Origin of the sequence: Thermosynechococcus vestitus BP-1 (genome assembly GCF_000011345.1) — a bacterium.
GTDB lineage: Bacteria > Cyanobacteriota > Cyanobacteriia > Thermosynechococcales > Thermosynechococcaceae > Thermosynechococcus > Thermosynechococcus vestitus.
Window position 1 is genome coordinate 1,548,771 of sequence record NC_004113.1, and the last position, 15,523, is coordinate 1,564,293.

The following is a 15,523-nucleotide window of genomic DNA, read 5'->3' on the forward strand; positions in this document are numbered from 1 at the left end:
TCTAAGCCAAGAATCGCCGCGAAGTGGGGTTGGCTGGAATGAATGGTTAGGCAGGTTCAATGAGACTGTAGTTACATGTCGCACAGCGACGAATGGTTTGACCGGTTGAGAGTTGACCAACGTCATGAAGGGTGAGTTTTTCACAGTTTGGACAAGTCTTTCCGCGTCCTTTGCCAACGTCTGAAATTGCCTTGCTCCAAGGCCACCCAACGGTCTGACAACTGCTGCACTGACTAATGCTGCCATTGTCATGAAAGGTGTGTTGCCCGCAATGCGGGCATATGGCTCCTTTTGGCATAGTATTTTTGAGTTGGTTGCTTGCCTATTACTAAGGAAAAAATACGACATTTCTTCCCTTCTTTCTAGCCTCTTAAACTGTCTTTCAAAACTTTTGCTTCATAATCTGCTCAGAGTCTCTGCTGGAGTAGTATCATGAAAGCAATTTCAAGCCCGCTGGCGTCACCAAGTGAGGAGCATCAATCCATGGATGGCTTTTGGGAAAATGTCCTGCGCTATCAACGATATTTTGTTACAGTTCTATTGGGCGTAGTATGGAATTTTGTTGAGCCATTGGTGCCTCTTTTTAAGCGTCCGCTGAGCGCGATCGCCCTTATTGGCCTCATCGTGGGCCTCCTCACATTTGTGGCCCTGACGTTACGAGCAATGTTGGGTTTAACCGCTGCATAAGGTGGCACAATGGCCCCCTCCCTGCCCATCAAGGCACAAATTGACCTGATTTTGCTGAGTCTTGAGGCCTTGGCCCATGTGGGTTCAGCAGAGGTCCTGGCATTGGCAGAAACCATGGGGTTTGAGGCCTACTTGCCTGATCGTGTGGGGCTATGGCGACTGCGGCAATCGAGTCCCCTGCGGCGGGGTCGCAATGGGCGACGCAAACTAGATGTGGACGAAGCCCGTGCCTTAGCCTTGATCTGCACCCGCTTAGCCCAGCAGCACCAGCCAACCATCCGCACCGCCATTGAATCCTGGCAACAGCAGACCAGTGAAGGTCGCCCCCCCCACTTAGATCCAGTGCTTGGCGATTATATTGACCGCTTCACCCGTTTGTATCAAGACCGCATGGCTCATGACAGCAGCGATGGTACAGAATTGGCCCAACTGGCCTTAGACTTACTCGTGGATTTGCTCTTTTACAGTACGCCCCAAGGGGCACGCCGCCTTTGGATCACGCTGCTAGAGCGCACTACTCCTGCGCCCCCTTCTCTGTTGTTGGTGGAACCTGAACCAGTAGCTGCACCAGCCCCTGAACTGCCTACGTTGTTTCCCCATTCCGATGTCTCATGAGTACTACCCTCAGCTATTCTCAGCCCACCTGCCAACTGGATGTTGCTGCTGAATTTTTTCCCTTTAGTCAGAAGCTGCGCCGGGCACCGGTGCGATCGCTCCACTTTACGCTGTCTGTGGCAGAAAAACTCAGGGTTGAGGGCAACGATCGCCAGCTCTATCAACTAAAAACACTCGTCAACGAGTATATTGAGGCTTTCCTGAGGCATCACCAAACACCGACAGAAGTGACCGCAGCGGGTGTTGTCCTGCGATCGCGATCGCTCCTCGAACATGAACTCCATCTACCCGATGGGCGGGTGATTCCTCTGCAGCTGACAGAACTATACGACTTGGTAACCGTTCTGGACAACTGGTCTGCCGTCATGGAGCCCTTGCCAGAACTGGTGGAGCAGGCCCAATCCACCTTTGCTCAGATTCCAATCTGGGCCAAAAGTGCAGCGGTGGCCCTGGCCGTGGTTGCTGCCTTGACCCTGGTCACCCAACGCTGGCAAATAGCCCCAGCTCCGATGGCGGTCACTTCAGCGACCCGTGAGGAACCCAACCTGCCCCCCCTGGCAATGCCATCACCGTTGCCAGCCCCTGCGGAAACCCCACAACTTGCTCCCCTACCTAGCCCGCCGCCCGCTCCCCCTGAAACTTCTACGCTTGTGCCGCTGCCTTCACCCCCAGAAATGCCACCGCCAGCGATCGCGCCCGCGCCACCCCCACCCCCTGTTGTTCAAGAGGCACCTCCCCCTCAGCTCCCTGATCAAAATCCTGATCAAAATAACGTGGTGGTGCAAGCTCCCCCTAAGCGCGCGCCTGCTGATATTGAACCTGCCCCAATGATCCTTCCCCCAGCTGAAACAACTCCCATCCCTGCAACTACCCTGCGGGAGGTGCAAACCTATTTTCAAGACCGTTGGCGCCCGCCCGCCAGCCTAGACACGAGTCTGGAGTACCGCATTGTCCTCAATCCCGATGGCACCCTTGCCCAAGCACTGCCCCTTAATGGTGCAGCGGTTCGTTTTATTGATCGCACCCCAATACCTCTACAGCAAAGTCCTCTAGCCAGTCCCTTTGGGGGCGATCGCCCGATTTTGTTGCGGTTAGTCTTGATGCCCTCTGGAAGCGTGCAAGTGTTTGCTGAAAATTGATGTACTATGAAGCACTTGAAGAGACTGGGGGCGTAGTAGGCGTAATAGTTGCAATTTCCTGCAAGCGCCTCTTGACTTCGGCGGCATTGGGATAGCGCTCCCGAGGATCGGGGTGGGTCAAGCAGTTAATCAAATCCACCATCAGCGGATGCAAATGGGGAATGTCCTCGGCATAGAGACGATACTCGCGCAGACCCCAGCGGAAATAGGTCTCCGGTTCATAGCCCGTGAGTAAGTACACCATTGTTGCTCCCAAGGCAAACAGATCTGAAGCCGGTTCGGGTTTTCCCTCCTGCTGTTCTGGCGCCGAATAGCCCACAGTACCAATAAACGTTCCAGATGCAGAGGTTAAGACAGATGCTTTGCCCCAGCCCACGAGCACGAGTTCTGTGGTTTCCCGTTTGACGTAGGTGTCAAGACCCGTGACATTATCTACCCTTGAAACGAAGAGGTCTGGTCGCTCAGTTTGCCACCATCGCAGTTTCTCAATGGGAGTCATGTGGCCCAAAACGCGTTGGGGAATGCGGTGATTGTACGCCCAAAGGTATCGCGTGAGCGTCTCTTGCAAGTCGGCTGCCGAGACAAAGCGTTCAGCGCGCAGAATCTCCGCAATGCGGCCGTTGAAGCGTTCCACCATCCCGTTGGTTTGCGGATGGCGGGGTTGGATGAGCCGATGGGTGATGCGCTTTTCACGACAGAGCTGATCAAACGGATGGTGTCCCGTGGGTTGGCGTTCGCCTGCGGAGGAGAAACGGTCGGTAAACTCCTTGCCGTTATCAGTCAGCACCGTACGCACCACGAAAGGAGCGTTGGCAAGGACATTTGCAAGAAAGCGCGTTGCCGATTCTGCGCTCTTCTCCTCGTGGATTGCCAAATAGACCCAGCGCGTTGCCCGATCAATCGCGACAAAGAGGTAGCGGCGCTGCTCCTCATCCGGCATTTGTGGCAGGTATTTGACGTCGATGTGGATGAACCCAGGTGCGTACGCTTTGAACTGCCGCGTGGTGCTTTTGGGACTGCCTTCGAGGCTTTCGCGTTCCTTTTGCAGTATCCTGAGGTTCGAGACTCCGTGGCGACGCAGGCAGCGATCCAGCGCTGAGCGGCTCAGATTGGGGTTGAGGAACGTCCGGGCAAGAACGAGAAGGTCATCAAGAGGCAGCAAAAGGAGCTTACGCACCTCAACGATCACAAGCTCTTGCGCTTCCGTAAGCGTCGTTTGCAGGCGGTGCGGGCGGGTGCTTTTGTCTTCAACGGTTGCGCGCTTACGCCATTTCGCTACCGTGTGCCGGTGGATCCCGTAACGTCTGGCAAGCTCGCGATGACTGATCGAAGCCGGTGCTTGTTGGATTTCACGGCGAATTCGGGGTGTCGTTCGGGCGTTGGCATGAATACGTGGCATGGTGATACTCCATCGTTGAACGCTTTCCGACCTTGGAACAAGCACTCAAGGAGCCGGTACGCTTCGAAGAGTTTAGCACGACTTCTGGGAATATAATGATGCGGGACCTGACACGTAGGGATGAATGAGATTGGAGGGACGAATATGTAAATGCAACACAGGGGGGTCTTGCTGGTGCAGCACTTCAAGCAACTCACACACAGGAATGAGCCAACGACTGACCTCAATCATGTTCATTGACCCTTGTTCCTGAACCCGCTGCTTTAGGGATTGGCCATAGATCATTTCCGAAACCAAATAGGAATCGCTGCCGCACTGAAAGGCTTCCCAAAATTGGGGTAAGACGGGATGTTGGATTTTGCACAATTGCTGCGCTTGGCGCTGAAAGGCACGGATTTCATCCCGTGAGGCAGCAAGACTATGTCCCCTAATCACAGCCGTCAAGCCACTGCGCCACCCCAAATAAATGTTGCTTTGACCAAGGGCACGAATAATCTGGTAGTTACCGAGGGTTTTCCAGACCCGCAGCGGCACACCGCAATCAATGCAAAAAACATCGTTCTCTTGGGCATGGTTGTGCTGGCAATCGGGGGGAGCACGCCACTCGCTGAGTAAATGAACCGGCAGTTGACCTGTCACTGCAAACTCAGCCTCTTCCTCCTCTTGGGCAGTGACACTGCTACTACTAGAGGCGGGAGTGCTTTCTTCGGCCTGGGATGGGGGGTTGACCGCTGTACCAATGGCTTCTTCTTCCCCTGCATAGGTGCCCTTCTCAACATCGACCAAGCGACCTTCAGGCACCGTTTCCATGCGGGCACTGGGAGTGGTAGGACGCTGATCAGAACCGAGGCGAATTTGAATATTGGGGCCAGAGCGTGCCAAGCGCAGGATGCCACCATCTGTCAAGGTTGCCTGCTGAATGCGTTTGCCATCCAAATAGGTGCCGTTAGTGCCAAGGTTGACCACTTCCCATTGCAAGCCATGACGACGGAGCTCCACATGGTGACGCGACACTACCGCGCTATAGAGCACGACATGATTATCAACTGCTCGGCCAATGCGGATGACATTTTCATTCTCAAAGGTCCAGCTTTGGACGGGGGTGGCTTGAACCGGATGGAGCAATGTCAATGTAATCACGTTGTCTAACCGCCTCTTCCTACCTGAATATACTCTAAAGAACTAGGAGATACGTTCATAGATAAAAGTGACTAAATCTCCCTTGCCCAATGCAATGCGATCGCCCGATTGCAGGCGGTGACGATTGCCCGGATATAGGGGAGTATTGTTAATGTAAGTTCCATTGGCACTTCCCACATCTTCAATATAGTGGTCATTCCCCTCAATGCGCAGATCCGCGTGGATACGGGAGACAATTTCTGAGTTGGGAAAGCCCGCCACATCAATATCGGGGGGAATACGATCGTTGGGCTTACCAATATGAATAACGGGACGCCCCGTGGGAATTGGCAGTTCTGTGCGAGTTTGCACATGAATCAGCTTGGCTTCAATGGTGGCAACCTCAACGGAGAAGACATGAGCCGGGGGTGGCGGCGGCGGGGATAGCGTTAGCAGGCGGCCTTGGTGGGCAACGGCTCCCACTGTTGGTGCAGCACTGGCTGTGTGGTGCCTCACCTCTGGCATTGGCGGCGGGCTGACGGCAACGCGACGCAAATTGAAACCGCATTGGCCACAAAAATTAGCCTCTGGTTGAACTGGGGCACCACAATTTGGACACGAAGTCATACTGGGCATGGGCGAAAAGCACGCTTCACATTGAACAGCACCAACACGATTGGGATGGAAACACTCGGAACAGATAATCATAGGTATGATGCCCTATTCCACGACCCATCCAACCAACCTAAGATTCCCATGGTTTATGCTCTATTTTCCAGGGTAAAGCTAAAAAAGCTAGCTTTCGCTATATTTAGGTTAGCTTTTCCACCCCAATTCTATACGGGTTCATTGCCAAACGGCTGTTCATCTTTACCTCCGAGAGACCCCTCCTTTAGGGAGGGGAGGGATAAGAGCGGCAGTCTATGACTGCCGAGTATAGTTGTGCTACTTACAAAATAACAAATATAATATAGGCGTGGAAAAGGCTTTCAGTTACCGCTTCTACCCAACGACCGAGCAGGAATCCCTGCTTCGGAGAACATTGGGCTGTGTTCGGTTGGTTTATAACCGAGCACTGGCAGCCAGAACAGAAGCCTGGTATGAACGAAAAGAGAGACTTGACTACGTTCAAACCTCTGCCTTGCTTACTCAGTGGAAGAAGCAAGATGACCTTCAGTTTTTGAATGAGGTTAGCTCTGTCCCCTTGCAGCAGGCATTGAGACATCTGCAATCTGCTTTCACTAACTTTTTTGCAGGTCGGGCAAAATATCCCAACTTCAAAAAGAAACGCAATGGCGGTAGCGCAGAATTCACCAAGTCTGCTTTTAGGTGGAAAGACGGAAAAGTATTCTTGGCAAAGTGCAACGAACCGCTGAATATTCGCTGGTCGAGACGGCTTCCAGATGGTGTTGAACCATCCACGGTGACCATCAGGCTTAACCCTGCTGGACAGTGGTACATCAGTCTGAGGTTTGATGACCCCAGAGATTTGAAACTGCAGCCCGTCAACCAGGCGGTTGGTTTGGACGTAGGGATTAGCAGTCTCATTACCCTGAGTACAGGGGAAAAGATTGCCAACCCCAAGCACTTTAACCGCTACTACAAACGACTCCGTAAGGCGCAGCGGTCTTTGAGTCGCAAACAAAAAGGCTCTCGCAATTGGCATAAGGCGCGGTTGAAAGTTGCCAAGATTCACCAGAAAATCTCTGATGCCAGAAAAGACCATTTGCACCAGTTGACGACTCGATTGATACGTGAAAACCAAACGATCATAATCGAGTCGTTGGCTGTGAAGAATATGGTCAAGAACCGTCAGCTTGCCCGATCCATCAGTGATGCTGGATGGGGCGAACTGGTACGGCAATTGGAATACAAGGCCCAGTGGTATGGTCGGACACTGGTGAAGATTGACCGATGGTTTCCCAGTTCTAAACGCTGTGGACAGTGTGGTCACATTGTTGAGCGGTTGCCATTGAGCGTCCGAGAATGGGACTGTCCTAAGTGTGGGGCGCACCATGATCGGGATATAAATGCCGCTCGGAATATTTTGGCCGTGGGACACACGGTTACAGTCTGTGGAGCGGGTGTAAGACCTGATAGACATACGTCTGGAGGGCAACTGCGAAGAAGCAGAAAGTCCCAAAAGTGATTTTGGGAGTCTCCCTGCTTTAGCGGGGGGAGGATGTCAAGAGAAAGCTGAAGTTTGCAATAATGAGGCAAAGAGCAATCTGAGGCAGTCAGCTATGGGTCTAAACGTGGTTCATCTGGTCGGTCGTGTGGGTGGTGATCCGGAGGTGCGCTATTTTGAGTCGGGGAGTGTGAAGTGTCGGCTGACGTTGGCAGTGAATCGCCCGAGCAAGGATGATCAACCCGATTGGTTTAACTTGGAAATTTGGGGCAAAACGGCTCAGGTAGCTGCTGATTATGTGCGCAAAGGCACGCTCTTAGGCATTAAGGGCAGTCTCAAGTTCGATCGCTGGCAAGACCGCAATACGGGTGTCGATCGCTCCTCACCGATCATCTTGGTTGAGCGCATGGACATCCTAAGTTCCAAGCGGGACACCGACCCCAATGCTGTGCCAGCCGGCTATGTCCCAGAAATCTAGGAATCACAATCTGTTACCCGTACGTGCCGTCACGCCGTCCCTGTTGCGACCATGCCTAATCCTGCCCGAGATCTTTGGCAGTCGGTGACCCAAACCGTCACCCAAGCGGTGCAGACGGTTCACTCTCGCTTTGATTGGCAACAGGTCTCCCTGCGGGAAAATGCCCGCACCCCTGAACTATGGGTGGAGTACCGAGGTCAACGGCAAGTCTTTCCCTTAGTTGGCGATCGCTACATTCTTGGCCGTAGTCAGAGTCGCGCCGACATTATGATTGACGCGGAGATTGTCAGTGGCACCCATGCCCGCCTCAAGCGACTCACTCCCACCGGTGTCTTTGAAATCCAAGATCTAGATTCCACCAATGGCATCTATCGCCAACGGCAGCGCCTGCAAATGGGTGAGCTGCACCATGGCGATGTGATCACCCTAGGGCCACCAGAGGTCAAAGGCGCCGTTACCCTCCGCTTCCACAATCCACCGCCCCGCTGGGTTTCTCGTCTCACCTATGGCATTTGGGGGGTCATGGGTCTCAGTGCCCTTGGGATTGCCTTAGTGAGCATTGAGGCCAACAAAGTGGCGGTGCGTCCCCTACCTCCCCTGGAGCAAGGTCCCATTATTCTCCGCGATCGCCAGGGGGAACTGATCAATCCCCTTGAAGATCGCCCCCACCGTGAACTCAAGACGCTCAATGATTTTTCCCCCTACTTGGTTCATGGGGTTCTGGCCTCTGAGGATGTTCGCTACTATTGGCACTTTGGTGTCGATCCCATGGGCATGGCGCGGGCAATGGTCACCAATGTACTCACGGGGCAAACCCGCGAAGGGGCCAGTACCCTCTGCCAGCAACTGGCACGTACCCTCTTTCGCTCCCAAGTCGGCACGGAGGATAGTTTAGGCCGCAAATGGCGAGAAATGGCGGTTGCCCTGAAATTGGAATTTTTCTACAGCAAAGATGAGTTGCTTTTGGCCTACCTGAACCGTGTCTATTTGGGCATGGGCAATCGCGGCTTTGAAGATGCGGCTCAATTCTACTTTGATAAGTCCGCCAAAGACCTGACGCTGAATGAGGCGGCCACGCTGGTGGGGATTCTGCCTGCACCCAACCGTTTTAATCCGGTGCGCGACTACGATGCGGCGGTGGATTATCGCAATCGGGTCATTTTGCGCATGGTGCAGCAGGGCTACATCAGCAAGGAAGAGGGCGATCGCGCCCGGCGCTCCCGGATTGAAATTAGCCCCAAGGCGCGCAAATTCCTTAGTGCCCAACGCTTTCCCTACTACACGGATCATGTCTATCAGGAGCTTGCCCAACTCCTGGGGGATGAACTGGCTCACGAGGGCAACCTCATTGTCGAAACTGGCCTCGACCCCCGCTGGCAAGAACTGGCCGAAACCAGTCTGCGCAATTTCATCAGTAGCACAGGTAGTGCCTATGGGGTGCAGCAAGGAGCCTTAATGACCCTCCAGCCCAGCAGTGGTCTCATTCGTGCCCTTGTGGGGGGTGTCGACTACCAAAAAAGCCAGTTTAATCGTGCCACCCTGGCCCTGCGCCAGCCCGGTTCGACCTTCAAGGTGTTTGTCTACACCGAAGCACTCATCAAAGGACACACCGCCGGCGAAGTGTTTTCCTGTGCCCCCGTTTTCTGGCAGGGACAACAATTCGAGGGGTGTCGTGGCGGGGGTGGCGCTATGGATCTCGCCACGGGCTTGGCGCTTTCTGAAAATCCTATTGCCTTACGCCTTGCCCAAGCCGTTGGTTTAGAAGCTATTATCCGCTTGGCCAGAGCAATGGGAATTACGACACCGCTGCAAGCTGTGCCCGGCCTTGTCCTTGGTCAAAGTGAGGTAACCCTTCTGGAAATGAGTGGGGCCTTTGCCGTGCTCGCCAATGGGGGGCAGCGCATTCCGCCCCATGCCATTCTCGCAGTTCGCGATGGCGGCGATTGCAGCCAACCCAATGACTGGCAAACCTGTCGCCTCATTTATGCAGCCAAGGAGGAAACGCCCCAACAAGTTCTCGATCCTGCGATCGCTAACGAAATGACGATCCTCTTGAGTGCGGTTGTCAGTCGCGGCACTGGGCGTGCTGCCGCCATTGGTCGCCCTGTTGCTGGCAAAACCGGCACGACGAATGATGGCCGCGATCTCTGGTTTATTGGTTACGTGCCCACCGCCGATGTCCTCACCGGTATTTGGCTAGGCAATGATGACAATAGCCCCACCCAAGGTAGTAGTGGGCTGGCGGCGGCCCTTTGGGGTGAGTATATGGGACGCGCCCTAAATTAGTTTTCCTTCGGGAAAAAGCGCACCGCCTCAGCCGCCACTTTCACAGCAGTACCAATGGGAATATCCACAGCGAGGGGCTGGCGAGCATGGAGTTCTTGGCCGGAAGGCAGTTGAATACAGTAGCGATACTCGCGACCGAGAAACTGGCGATCGCGAATCACAAAGCAACTACTGGCTTCAGGATCGGGCTGCAACTGGAGATCTTCTTCGCGAATCATCAGCTCTCCTTCCCCCTTCGCCAAAGCTTCCAAAAGGGGAAACGTGCCAACATCGGTGCGCACCTGAGCCCCTTCGGCACAGGCAGGCAAAAAGTTGGCTTGGGTAATAAACCCAGCCACAAATCGTGAGGCAGGACAGCGATAGATCTCCTCTGGGGTACCCACCTGCTCAATTTTGCCCTGGCGCATCACCGCCAAGCGATCCGACAGACTCAGAGCCTCTTCCTGATCGTGGGTAACAAAAATGGCCGTTGTCCCCGTTCCCTTAAGGATCTGGCGCAATTCCTGCCGCAATTGCAGTCGCACCTGGGCATCAAGATTACTCAGGGGTTCATCGAGGAGGATCACGGCTGGTTGGGGGGCGATCGCCCGTGCCAAGGCCACTCGCTGCTGCTGTCCCCCAGAAAGTTCATGGGGATAGCGCTTTTGCATTCCCTCTAGGCGCACCAGGGCCAAAACCGCTGCTACTCGCTCCTGAATTTGCGGCTTACTAAGGCGTTGTTGTTGCAAACCAAAGGCAATATTCTCAGCCACCGTTAGATGGGGAAACAGGGCAAAGTCCTGAAAAACCATGCCCAAGGACCGTTGTTCTGGCGGTATAAACACATTTGCCCCTGCGACACAGCGATCGCCCACCCTAATTTCCCCAGCATCTGGCGTGTCCAGACCGGCAATTAGGCGCAGTAACGTTGTCTTGCCGCAACCCGACGGCCCCAATAGACCCAGAATTTCCCCCTCCTGGACCCAGAGGCTGAGATCGCGAATTGCCAGAAAACGCCCAAAGGACTTGTGTAAATGGGCAACCTGGACAGCCGTTTTCAGCGTTGGCATCAGGGAAAGTGTCGTCATCGGCACCCAGAAAGTGAACTGTCTGCAATGCAGCCCTTTGGCCAGAAACACCGCCAAAGGAGTCAAAGCCAGTGCTGGCAAGAAGTGTTTCCCCTTGAGGTCTCCCCTACTTCAGCCAAGGGCGCTCAGGGAAATCCAAGCACCCCCACTGCGTTGGAAATTATTTGCAGTAATCAGCGCTACCCCTAATTCTGGCACAAAAGTGCTCACTTGTTGCAGAATTTTGGCAATTGCCCCAGTCTCTTTCTAGGTTGCCACTTTCCCCTAGCTGGCATTGAGAATTCGCTGCACAATTTGTAGACCCGTCACCGCTTGCCAACCAAAAAGGATCACCAAAAACAGATTTAGGGTCATGTGCAAGGCACGAGCAGCCTCACTGCCCTTTTGCATGAAGGGGGTTAAGCTCGCAGAAATGGCAACCAATGCTGTCATCGCTAGCCCCACAATCAAGTGCGGCCCGACAAAGAGCTTGCCATTATTGATGTAGGTGACGGCCATCCCACCAATCGTACCCATGACCATTAAGGCCAGTAAGATAGCGCCAACTTGGTGGTGTTTCACATTGACCTTGGCTTGGATCAAGGCTTTCTTTTCCTCACCGCTGAGGGTGCGCAGGCGACGGGTTTGGATCCCTAAATACATGGCGTAGAGCGTGAGCGCAAAAAGAATCCACATGAGTACCGGGTGAGCAAAGGTGATCACCGGCTGAAGAGGCTCAGGAATTTCAATCATTGTTTTTGTGAACAGAACTCGGCAGGCAAAGCATTCAGCGAAAGTTTGCTTCTTATATCGTAATATAGGCCCTTTCTCAAATATGGCCTACCCAAATAGGGATAAGAGCCTCTCGAATGTTGACCGCTGCCAGGGTGTCCCCTCTACGGGAAAAGGGTCTTCGGGTTTGATTGGACCTCACCCTCTGTTCTCTGGATAACAAAACGTTAGACTGAGAGCAGGACATCTCCTTCGGTGTGTCAATCCTTGGGAACACAATTTATGATGAAAACTTTTTGGCAACGTCTCAAGTCTATTACAGCAATTGTGGTAGTGGGGGTATTCATTGCCCATCTTGTCCTTGACAGTGGTACCGCATGGGCAGCCCGCAGTGGCGGACGTATCGGGGGTGGCTCCTTTAGTCGTCCAGCGCCTAGCCGTTCCTACCGTGCCCCCCGCACTGATTACGGCTATGCTCAGCCCGTTCCAGTCTATGGCGGTGGTTTTGGCTTTCCCTTCCTGATTCCCTTCTTTGGTTTTGGCGGTGGCTTTGGCGGCCTATTCACGATCATTATGCTCGGGGTGCTTGCCAATAGTTTGATCTCCGCCTTCCGCAACTTCCGCAACAGTGGGGATGACTCAGAAATCGACCAAGACAACCCGGTGGTCTCACTGCATACGCTCCATGTCGGACTCCTAGCCCAAGCTCGCGAACTCCAAGCGGAACTGAACCAACTGGCACTCACTGCCGATACCCAAAGTCCCGAAGGTCTGACCAAGGTCCTTCAAGAGGCAACCCTTGCGCTGCTGCGGCATCCCCAATACTGGGTCTATGCCCACGCCAGTAGCCAAGAAACAAAACTACTGCAGGCGGAAACGGCCTTTAACCAACTGGCGCTTGCGGAGCGCAGCAAACTCAGTGCTGAAACCCTCTCCAACTACCGCCGTGAGATTAAGCAGACGGCGATCGCCCCTGTGGTGAGCAAGGATGTGGGGGAATACATTGTCGTGACCTTGGTGGTGGCTGCCACTGGCCGCTTGAAATTGCCCGCAGTCAATAATGATCTAGAACTGCGGCAAGCACTGCAAGAGTTGGGGGGCATTGGGAGCGATCGCCTCCTGGCCGTTGAAGTTCTGTGGCAACCCCAAGCCATTGGTGATACCCTCACTGCCGATGAACTGCTAGTGGCCTATCCGCAACTGAAGCACCTCTAACCCCTAGACCCCCTGAGCAGCTAAATGTACCGCGCCCCGTAATCCCACCTCAGGATTGATGATCACAGCAACGTACAACTGCTCCATCAGGGGGCGAAACCGTCCCTTATTCACAAACCCTTGGAGAAAGGTGCCATCGGCCATTTTTGCCAAAATTTTGGGGGCAATCCCCCCAGCAATAAGTACCCCGCCGAGGGGTAAACTTTTGAGGGCAAGGTTGCCCGCCTCTGCGCCGTAGGCTTCGACAAACATCCGCAAGGCTTCTGCACACAGGGGATCCCCCGCGAGGCCGTACTGACTCACGACGGCGGCGGGATCCTCTCCCCTTGCCATTGCTGCTGCCACCCCTGCTGACTCGGCAGCGAAGTGGACACTCTTGAGATAGTCGTAAATGGCCACCAGCCCTGGGCCAGAGACCACCCGCTCCACAGAGACTCGTTCGTAGGTTTGCCAGAGATAGCGCAGTAGACCCACTTCCTCTTCGTTGCGGGGAGGAAAATCGGTGTGACCACCCTCAAGGGGCATGACTTGGTAGCGATCGCCCTGCCAAATGAGCAGTGCTTCCCCCAAGCCAGTACCGGCTCCCAGTAGGGCAATAGGCGCTTGGGGACGGCGCGGCCGCTCCTGAAGAACAACAAAATCCGTCGGCGGTAGCACCAATGCGCCATAGGCCACGGCCGCAAAATCATTCAGCAGCGTCACGCCAGGAATCTGTAATGCCGTCTCTAATTCGGCAGCACTGACCCGCCAGCCCAAATTGGTTACCTGAGCGACTTGGTCAATGACTGGGCCTGGAATCCCCAGACATGCCCGCTGTGGATGGGCAGGACTTTCCTTGAGGAACATTTGCAAAAGGGCTGTCAAGTTAGGGAAATCGCGGCTAGGGTATTTCGCCCGGTAGAGCAACTGCCAATCACGACCCCCCACCTCCCACAACTCCACAAGGGTTTTTGTGCCGCCGACATCGGCGCCAAGGACAACCGTCATTGCCACCCCTTGCTAACTCACGCTATGGGCTAACACTCGCTGCATCACGAGGGCATAGGCCTCTTCAATGGCCCCCAAATCTTGACGAAATCGATCTTTGTCAAGAATACGCTTCTCAGGATCACTTTCATCCCGATTCCAGAGGCGGCAACTGTCGGGGCTAATTTCATCCGCCAAAAGAATCTCACCGGTCGGCCGCCGGCCAAACTCTAGCTTAAAGTCCACTAGGGTAATGCCACACTCGGCAAAAAAGTGACTGAGATGGGTATTGACTGCCAAGGCCATTTGCCGGATCTGGATCACTTCCTCATCCGTTGCAACCTGTAATAAACGCAGGCGATCTGGGGTCAGCAGTGGGTCACCGAGATCGTCATTTTTGAGGTAAAACTCCACCAAGGGGGGATTGAGGGCTAATCCCAAGGGTAATCCTGTTTGCCGACAGAGGCTTCCCGCCGCCTGGTTGCGCACCACCACCTCAAGGGGAATAATCTCCACTCGCCGAATGTGCATCTTGTTGGGAGCCACTTGGGCAATAAAATGATTGGTGATGCCCTGAGCCGCCAAATACTGAAACAAATGGCTGGCGATCGCGCAGTTCATTACTCCCTTGTTTTGGATCGAGCCGCGTTTCTGAGCATTAAAGGCAGTGGCATCATCCTTGAACTCTGCCAATAGCACGTCTGGATCTGCGGTGGCATAAATAATTTTTGCCTTGCCTTCGTACAAGGGAGAAAACTGAGTCATAAAAAGAGGTGTGTCTAAAAGCCAGATCTAGCCTAGCAAAGGCAGTCCCCTAATCCACAGGAGCTTGCTATAGGATCATCCCAATGGCTAAACCCCTCTTCCGTAAATTGGCATAGACTGACGGCAGGAGATAGACAACAATGCCTCACCTCAGTAATCAACAGGCAGAAAAACTGGCAGAAATTGGCGCCTTTCTCCACGACAAGCGACTCGAACTGGGTCTGAGCCTTGAGGAGGTGGCCGCCAAAACGTTGGTGCGCCAGTCAATCCTTGCAGCCATTGAAAATGGCAGTCTCAATGAGTTGCCCGAACCCGTCTATACTCAAGGATTTATTCGCCGCTTTGCCGATGCCCTTGGTCTTGACGGCAAAACTATTGCCGCAAATTTTCCAACGGCCGCTGACCCTGTGGAGCGCTCCGATAAGCCCAGTATTGGCAACGACGGACTTGGTTGGCAGTTGCGGCCAATTCACCTTTATCTGATTTACTTTGCCCTCGTGGCAGCAGCAGTGACTGGGTTGGCCTATCTCTTTCGTCCCTCAGCCCAAAGCATTACTGATCTACCCCCCGCCCCTACCCCTACCGCGTCCCCCAGCCCCACACCCACTCCCACAGCAGCGGCAACGCCGACGCCTAGTCCCACTCCCCTTGCAATGGTTGAGGTCAAGTTGTCCCTCTCCGATGCCTCCTGGCTAGAGGTAGAAGCCGATGGTCGAGTTGTCTATGCCGGTATTTTGGAGTCGGGAACAGAGCGCGGTTGGCAAGCCAAGGAACGTTTAATTGTCCGTACGGGCAATGCCGGCGCTGTCAAAGTGAGTGTCAATAATGGCCCATTCCAACCCATGGGACAACCGGGAGAAGTGACAGAAAAACAATTTCTTCCTAGTCAGGCGACTTCCGAGACCACGACCACGTCAACAGCACCGGAGCGTACCGTCTCAAACTAGG

14 protein-coding genes and 1 pseudogene are annotated in these 15,523 nt (G+C 54.1%); 8 read left to right on the top strand and 7 right to left on the bottom strand.

Annotated elements, in window-relative coordinates; translation table 11 throughout:
- The first annotated feature begins 432 nt into the window (after positions 1-432).
- The 3 genes from TLL_RS07530 to TLL_RS07540 are packed head-to-tail and all read left to right on the top strand — an operon-like array spanning position 433 to position 2,441.
- Complete coding sequence (locus TLL_RS07530) at positions 433-687, top strand: DUF751 family protein (protein ID WP_011057323.1); 255 nt, start codon at positions 433-435, stop codon at positions 685-687.
- Between the two features lie 9 nt (positions 688-696).
- Positions 697-1,302: a DUF3038 domain-containing protein gene (locus TLL_RS07535; protein WP_011057324.1), complete on the top strand. Its 606-nt coding sequence runs from the start codon at positions 697-699 to the stop codon at positions 1,300-1,302.
- Positions 1,299-2,441, top strand: a complete 1,143-nt coding sequence (locus tag TLL_RS07540) for a DUF4335 domain-containing protein (RefSeq protein WP_011057325.1) — start codon at positions 1,299-1,301, stop codon at positions 2,439-2,441. Before TLL_RS07535 ends, TLL_RS07540 begins: the two co-directional genes overlap by 4 nt.
- Before the next feature lie 412 nt (positions 2,442-2,853).
- Here the strand turns inward: TLL_RS07540 and TLL_RS07545 are convergent.
- The 3 genes and pseudogenes from TLL_RS07545 to TLL_RS07555 form a co-directional block, all read right to left on the bottom strand.
- A pseudogene (locus TLL_RS07545) lies at positions 2,854-3,840 on the bottom strand (IS481-like element ISTel1 family transposase); the annotation flags it as partial.
- 72 nt (positions 3,841-3,912) lie between these two features.
- Entirely contained in the window at positions 3,913-4,980 is a 1,068-nt protein-coding gene (locus TLL_RS07550; RefSeq protein WP_011057327.1) for an FHA domain-containing protein, read from the bottom strand.
- Between the two features lie 42 nt (positions 4,981-5,022).
- Complete coding sequence (locus tag TLL_RS07555) at positions 5,023-5,667, bottom strand: FHA domain-containing protein (RefSeq protein WP_011057328.1); 645 nt, start codon at positions 5,665-5,667, stop codon at positions 5,023-5,025.
- A 268-nt stretch (positions 5,668-5,935) separates the two neighbouring features.
- Between TLL_RS07555 and TLL_RS07560 the strand changes: the two genes are divergently transcribed.
- From TLL_RS07560 to TLL_RS07570, 3 genes are all read left to right on the top strand, one after another.
- Positions 5,936-7,108: an RNA-guided endonuclease InsQ/TnpB family protein gene (locus TLL_RS07560; RefSeq protein WP_011057329.1), complete on the top strand. Its 1,173-nt coding sequence runs from the start codon at positions 5,936-5,938 to the stop codon at positions 7,106-7,108.
- 94 nt (positions 7,109-7,202) lie between these two features.
- Entirely contained in the window at positions 7,203-7,565 is a 363-nt protein-coding gene (locus TLL_RS07565; RefSeq protein WP_011057330.1) for a single-stranded DNA-binding protein, read from the top strand.
- 51 nt (positions 7,566-7,616) lie between these two features.
- Positions 7,617-9,851, top strand: a complete 2,235-nt coding sequence (locus TLL_RS07570) for a transglycosylase domain-containing protein (RefSeq protein WP_011057331.1) — start codon at positions 7,617-7,619, stop codon at positions 9,849-9,851.
- On the opposite strand, the gene TLL_RS07575 is transcribed toward TLL_RS07570, so the two are convergent.
- The gene (locus tag TLL_RS07575) at positions 9,848-10,918 is read right to left on the bottom strand and encodes an ABC transporter ATP-binding protein (protein WP_231833748.1); all 1,071 of its coding nucleotides are present in this window, start codon (positions 10,916-10,918) and stop codon (positions 9,848-9,850) included. The genes TLL_RS07570 and TLL_RS07575 overlap by 4 nt on opposite strands.
- Before the next feature lie 264 nt (positions 10,919-11,182).
- Positions 11,183-11,650 (bottom strand): DUF4079 domain-containing protein, encoded by a 468-nt coding sequence (locus TLL_RS07580; RefSeq protein ID WP_011057333.1) that lies wholly within the window; start codon positions 11,648-11,650, stop codon positions 11,183-11,185.
- 261 nt (positions 11,651-11,911) lie between these two features.
- Here TLL_RS07580 and TLL_RS07585 point away from each other — a divergent pair, with 261 nt between their 5' ends.
- Complete coding sequence (locus TLL_RS07585) at positions 11,912-12,844, top strand: DUF1517 domain-containing protein (protein ID WP_011057334.1); 933 nt, start codon at positions 11,912-11,914, stop codon at positions 12,842-12,844.
- 3 nt (positions 12,845-12,847) lie between these two features.
- On the opposite strand, the gene TLL_RS07590 is transcribed toward TLL_RS07585, so the two are convergent.
- Together TLL_RS07590 and purC are read right to left on the bottom strand one after the other, a co-directional pair.
- The gene (locus TLL_RS07590) at positions 12,848-13,831 is read right to left on the bottom strand and encodes a glucokinase (RefSeq protein WP_164920885.1); all 984 of its coding nucleotides are present in this window, start codon (positions 13,829-13,831) and stop codon (positions 12,848-12,850) included.
- 12 nt (positions 13,832-13,843) lie between these two features.
- The gene (gene purC / locus TLL_RS07595) at positions 13,844-14,575 is read right to left on the bottom strand and encodes a phosphoribosylaminoimidazolesuccinocarboxamide synthase (RefSeq protein ID WP_011057336.1); all 732 of its coding nucleotides are present in this window, start codon (positions 14,573-14,575) and stop codon (positions 13,844-13,846) included.
- Between the two features lie 140 nt (positions 14,576-14,715).
- Between purC and TLL_RS07600 the strand changes: the two genes are divergently transcribed.
- Entirely contained in the window at positions 14,716-15,522 is an 807-nt protein-coding gene (locus TLL_RS07600; protein ID WP_011057337.1) for a helix-turn-helix domain-containing protein, read from the top strand.
- Position 15,523: the final 1 nt, after the last annotated feature.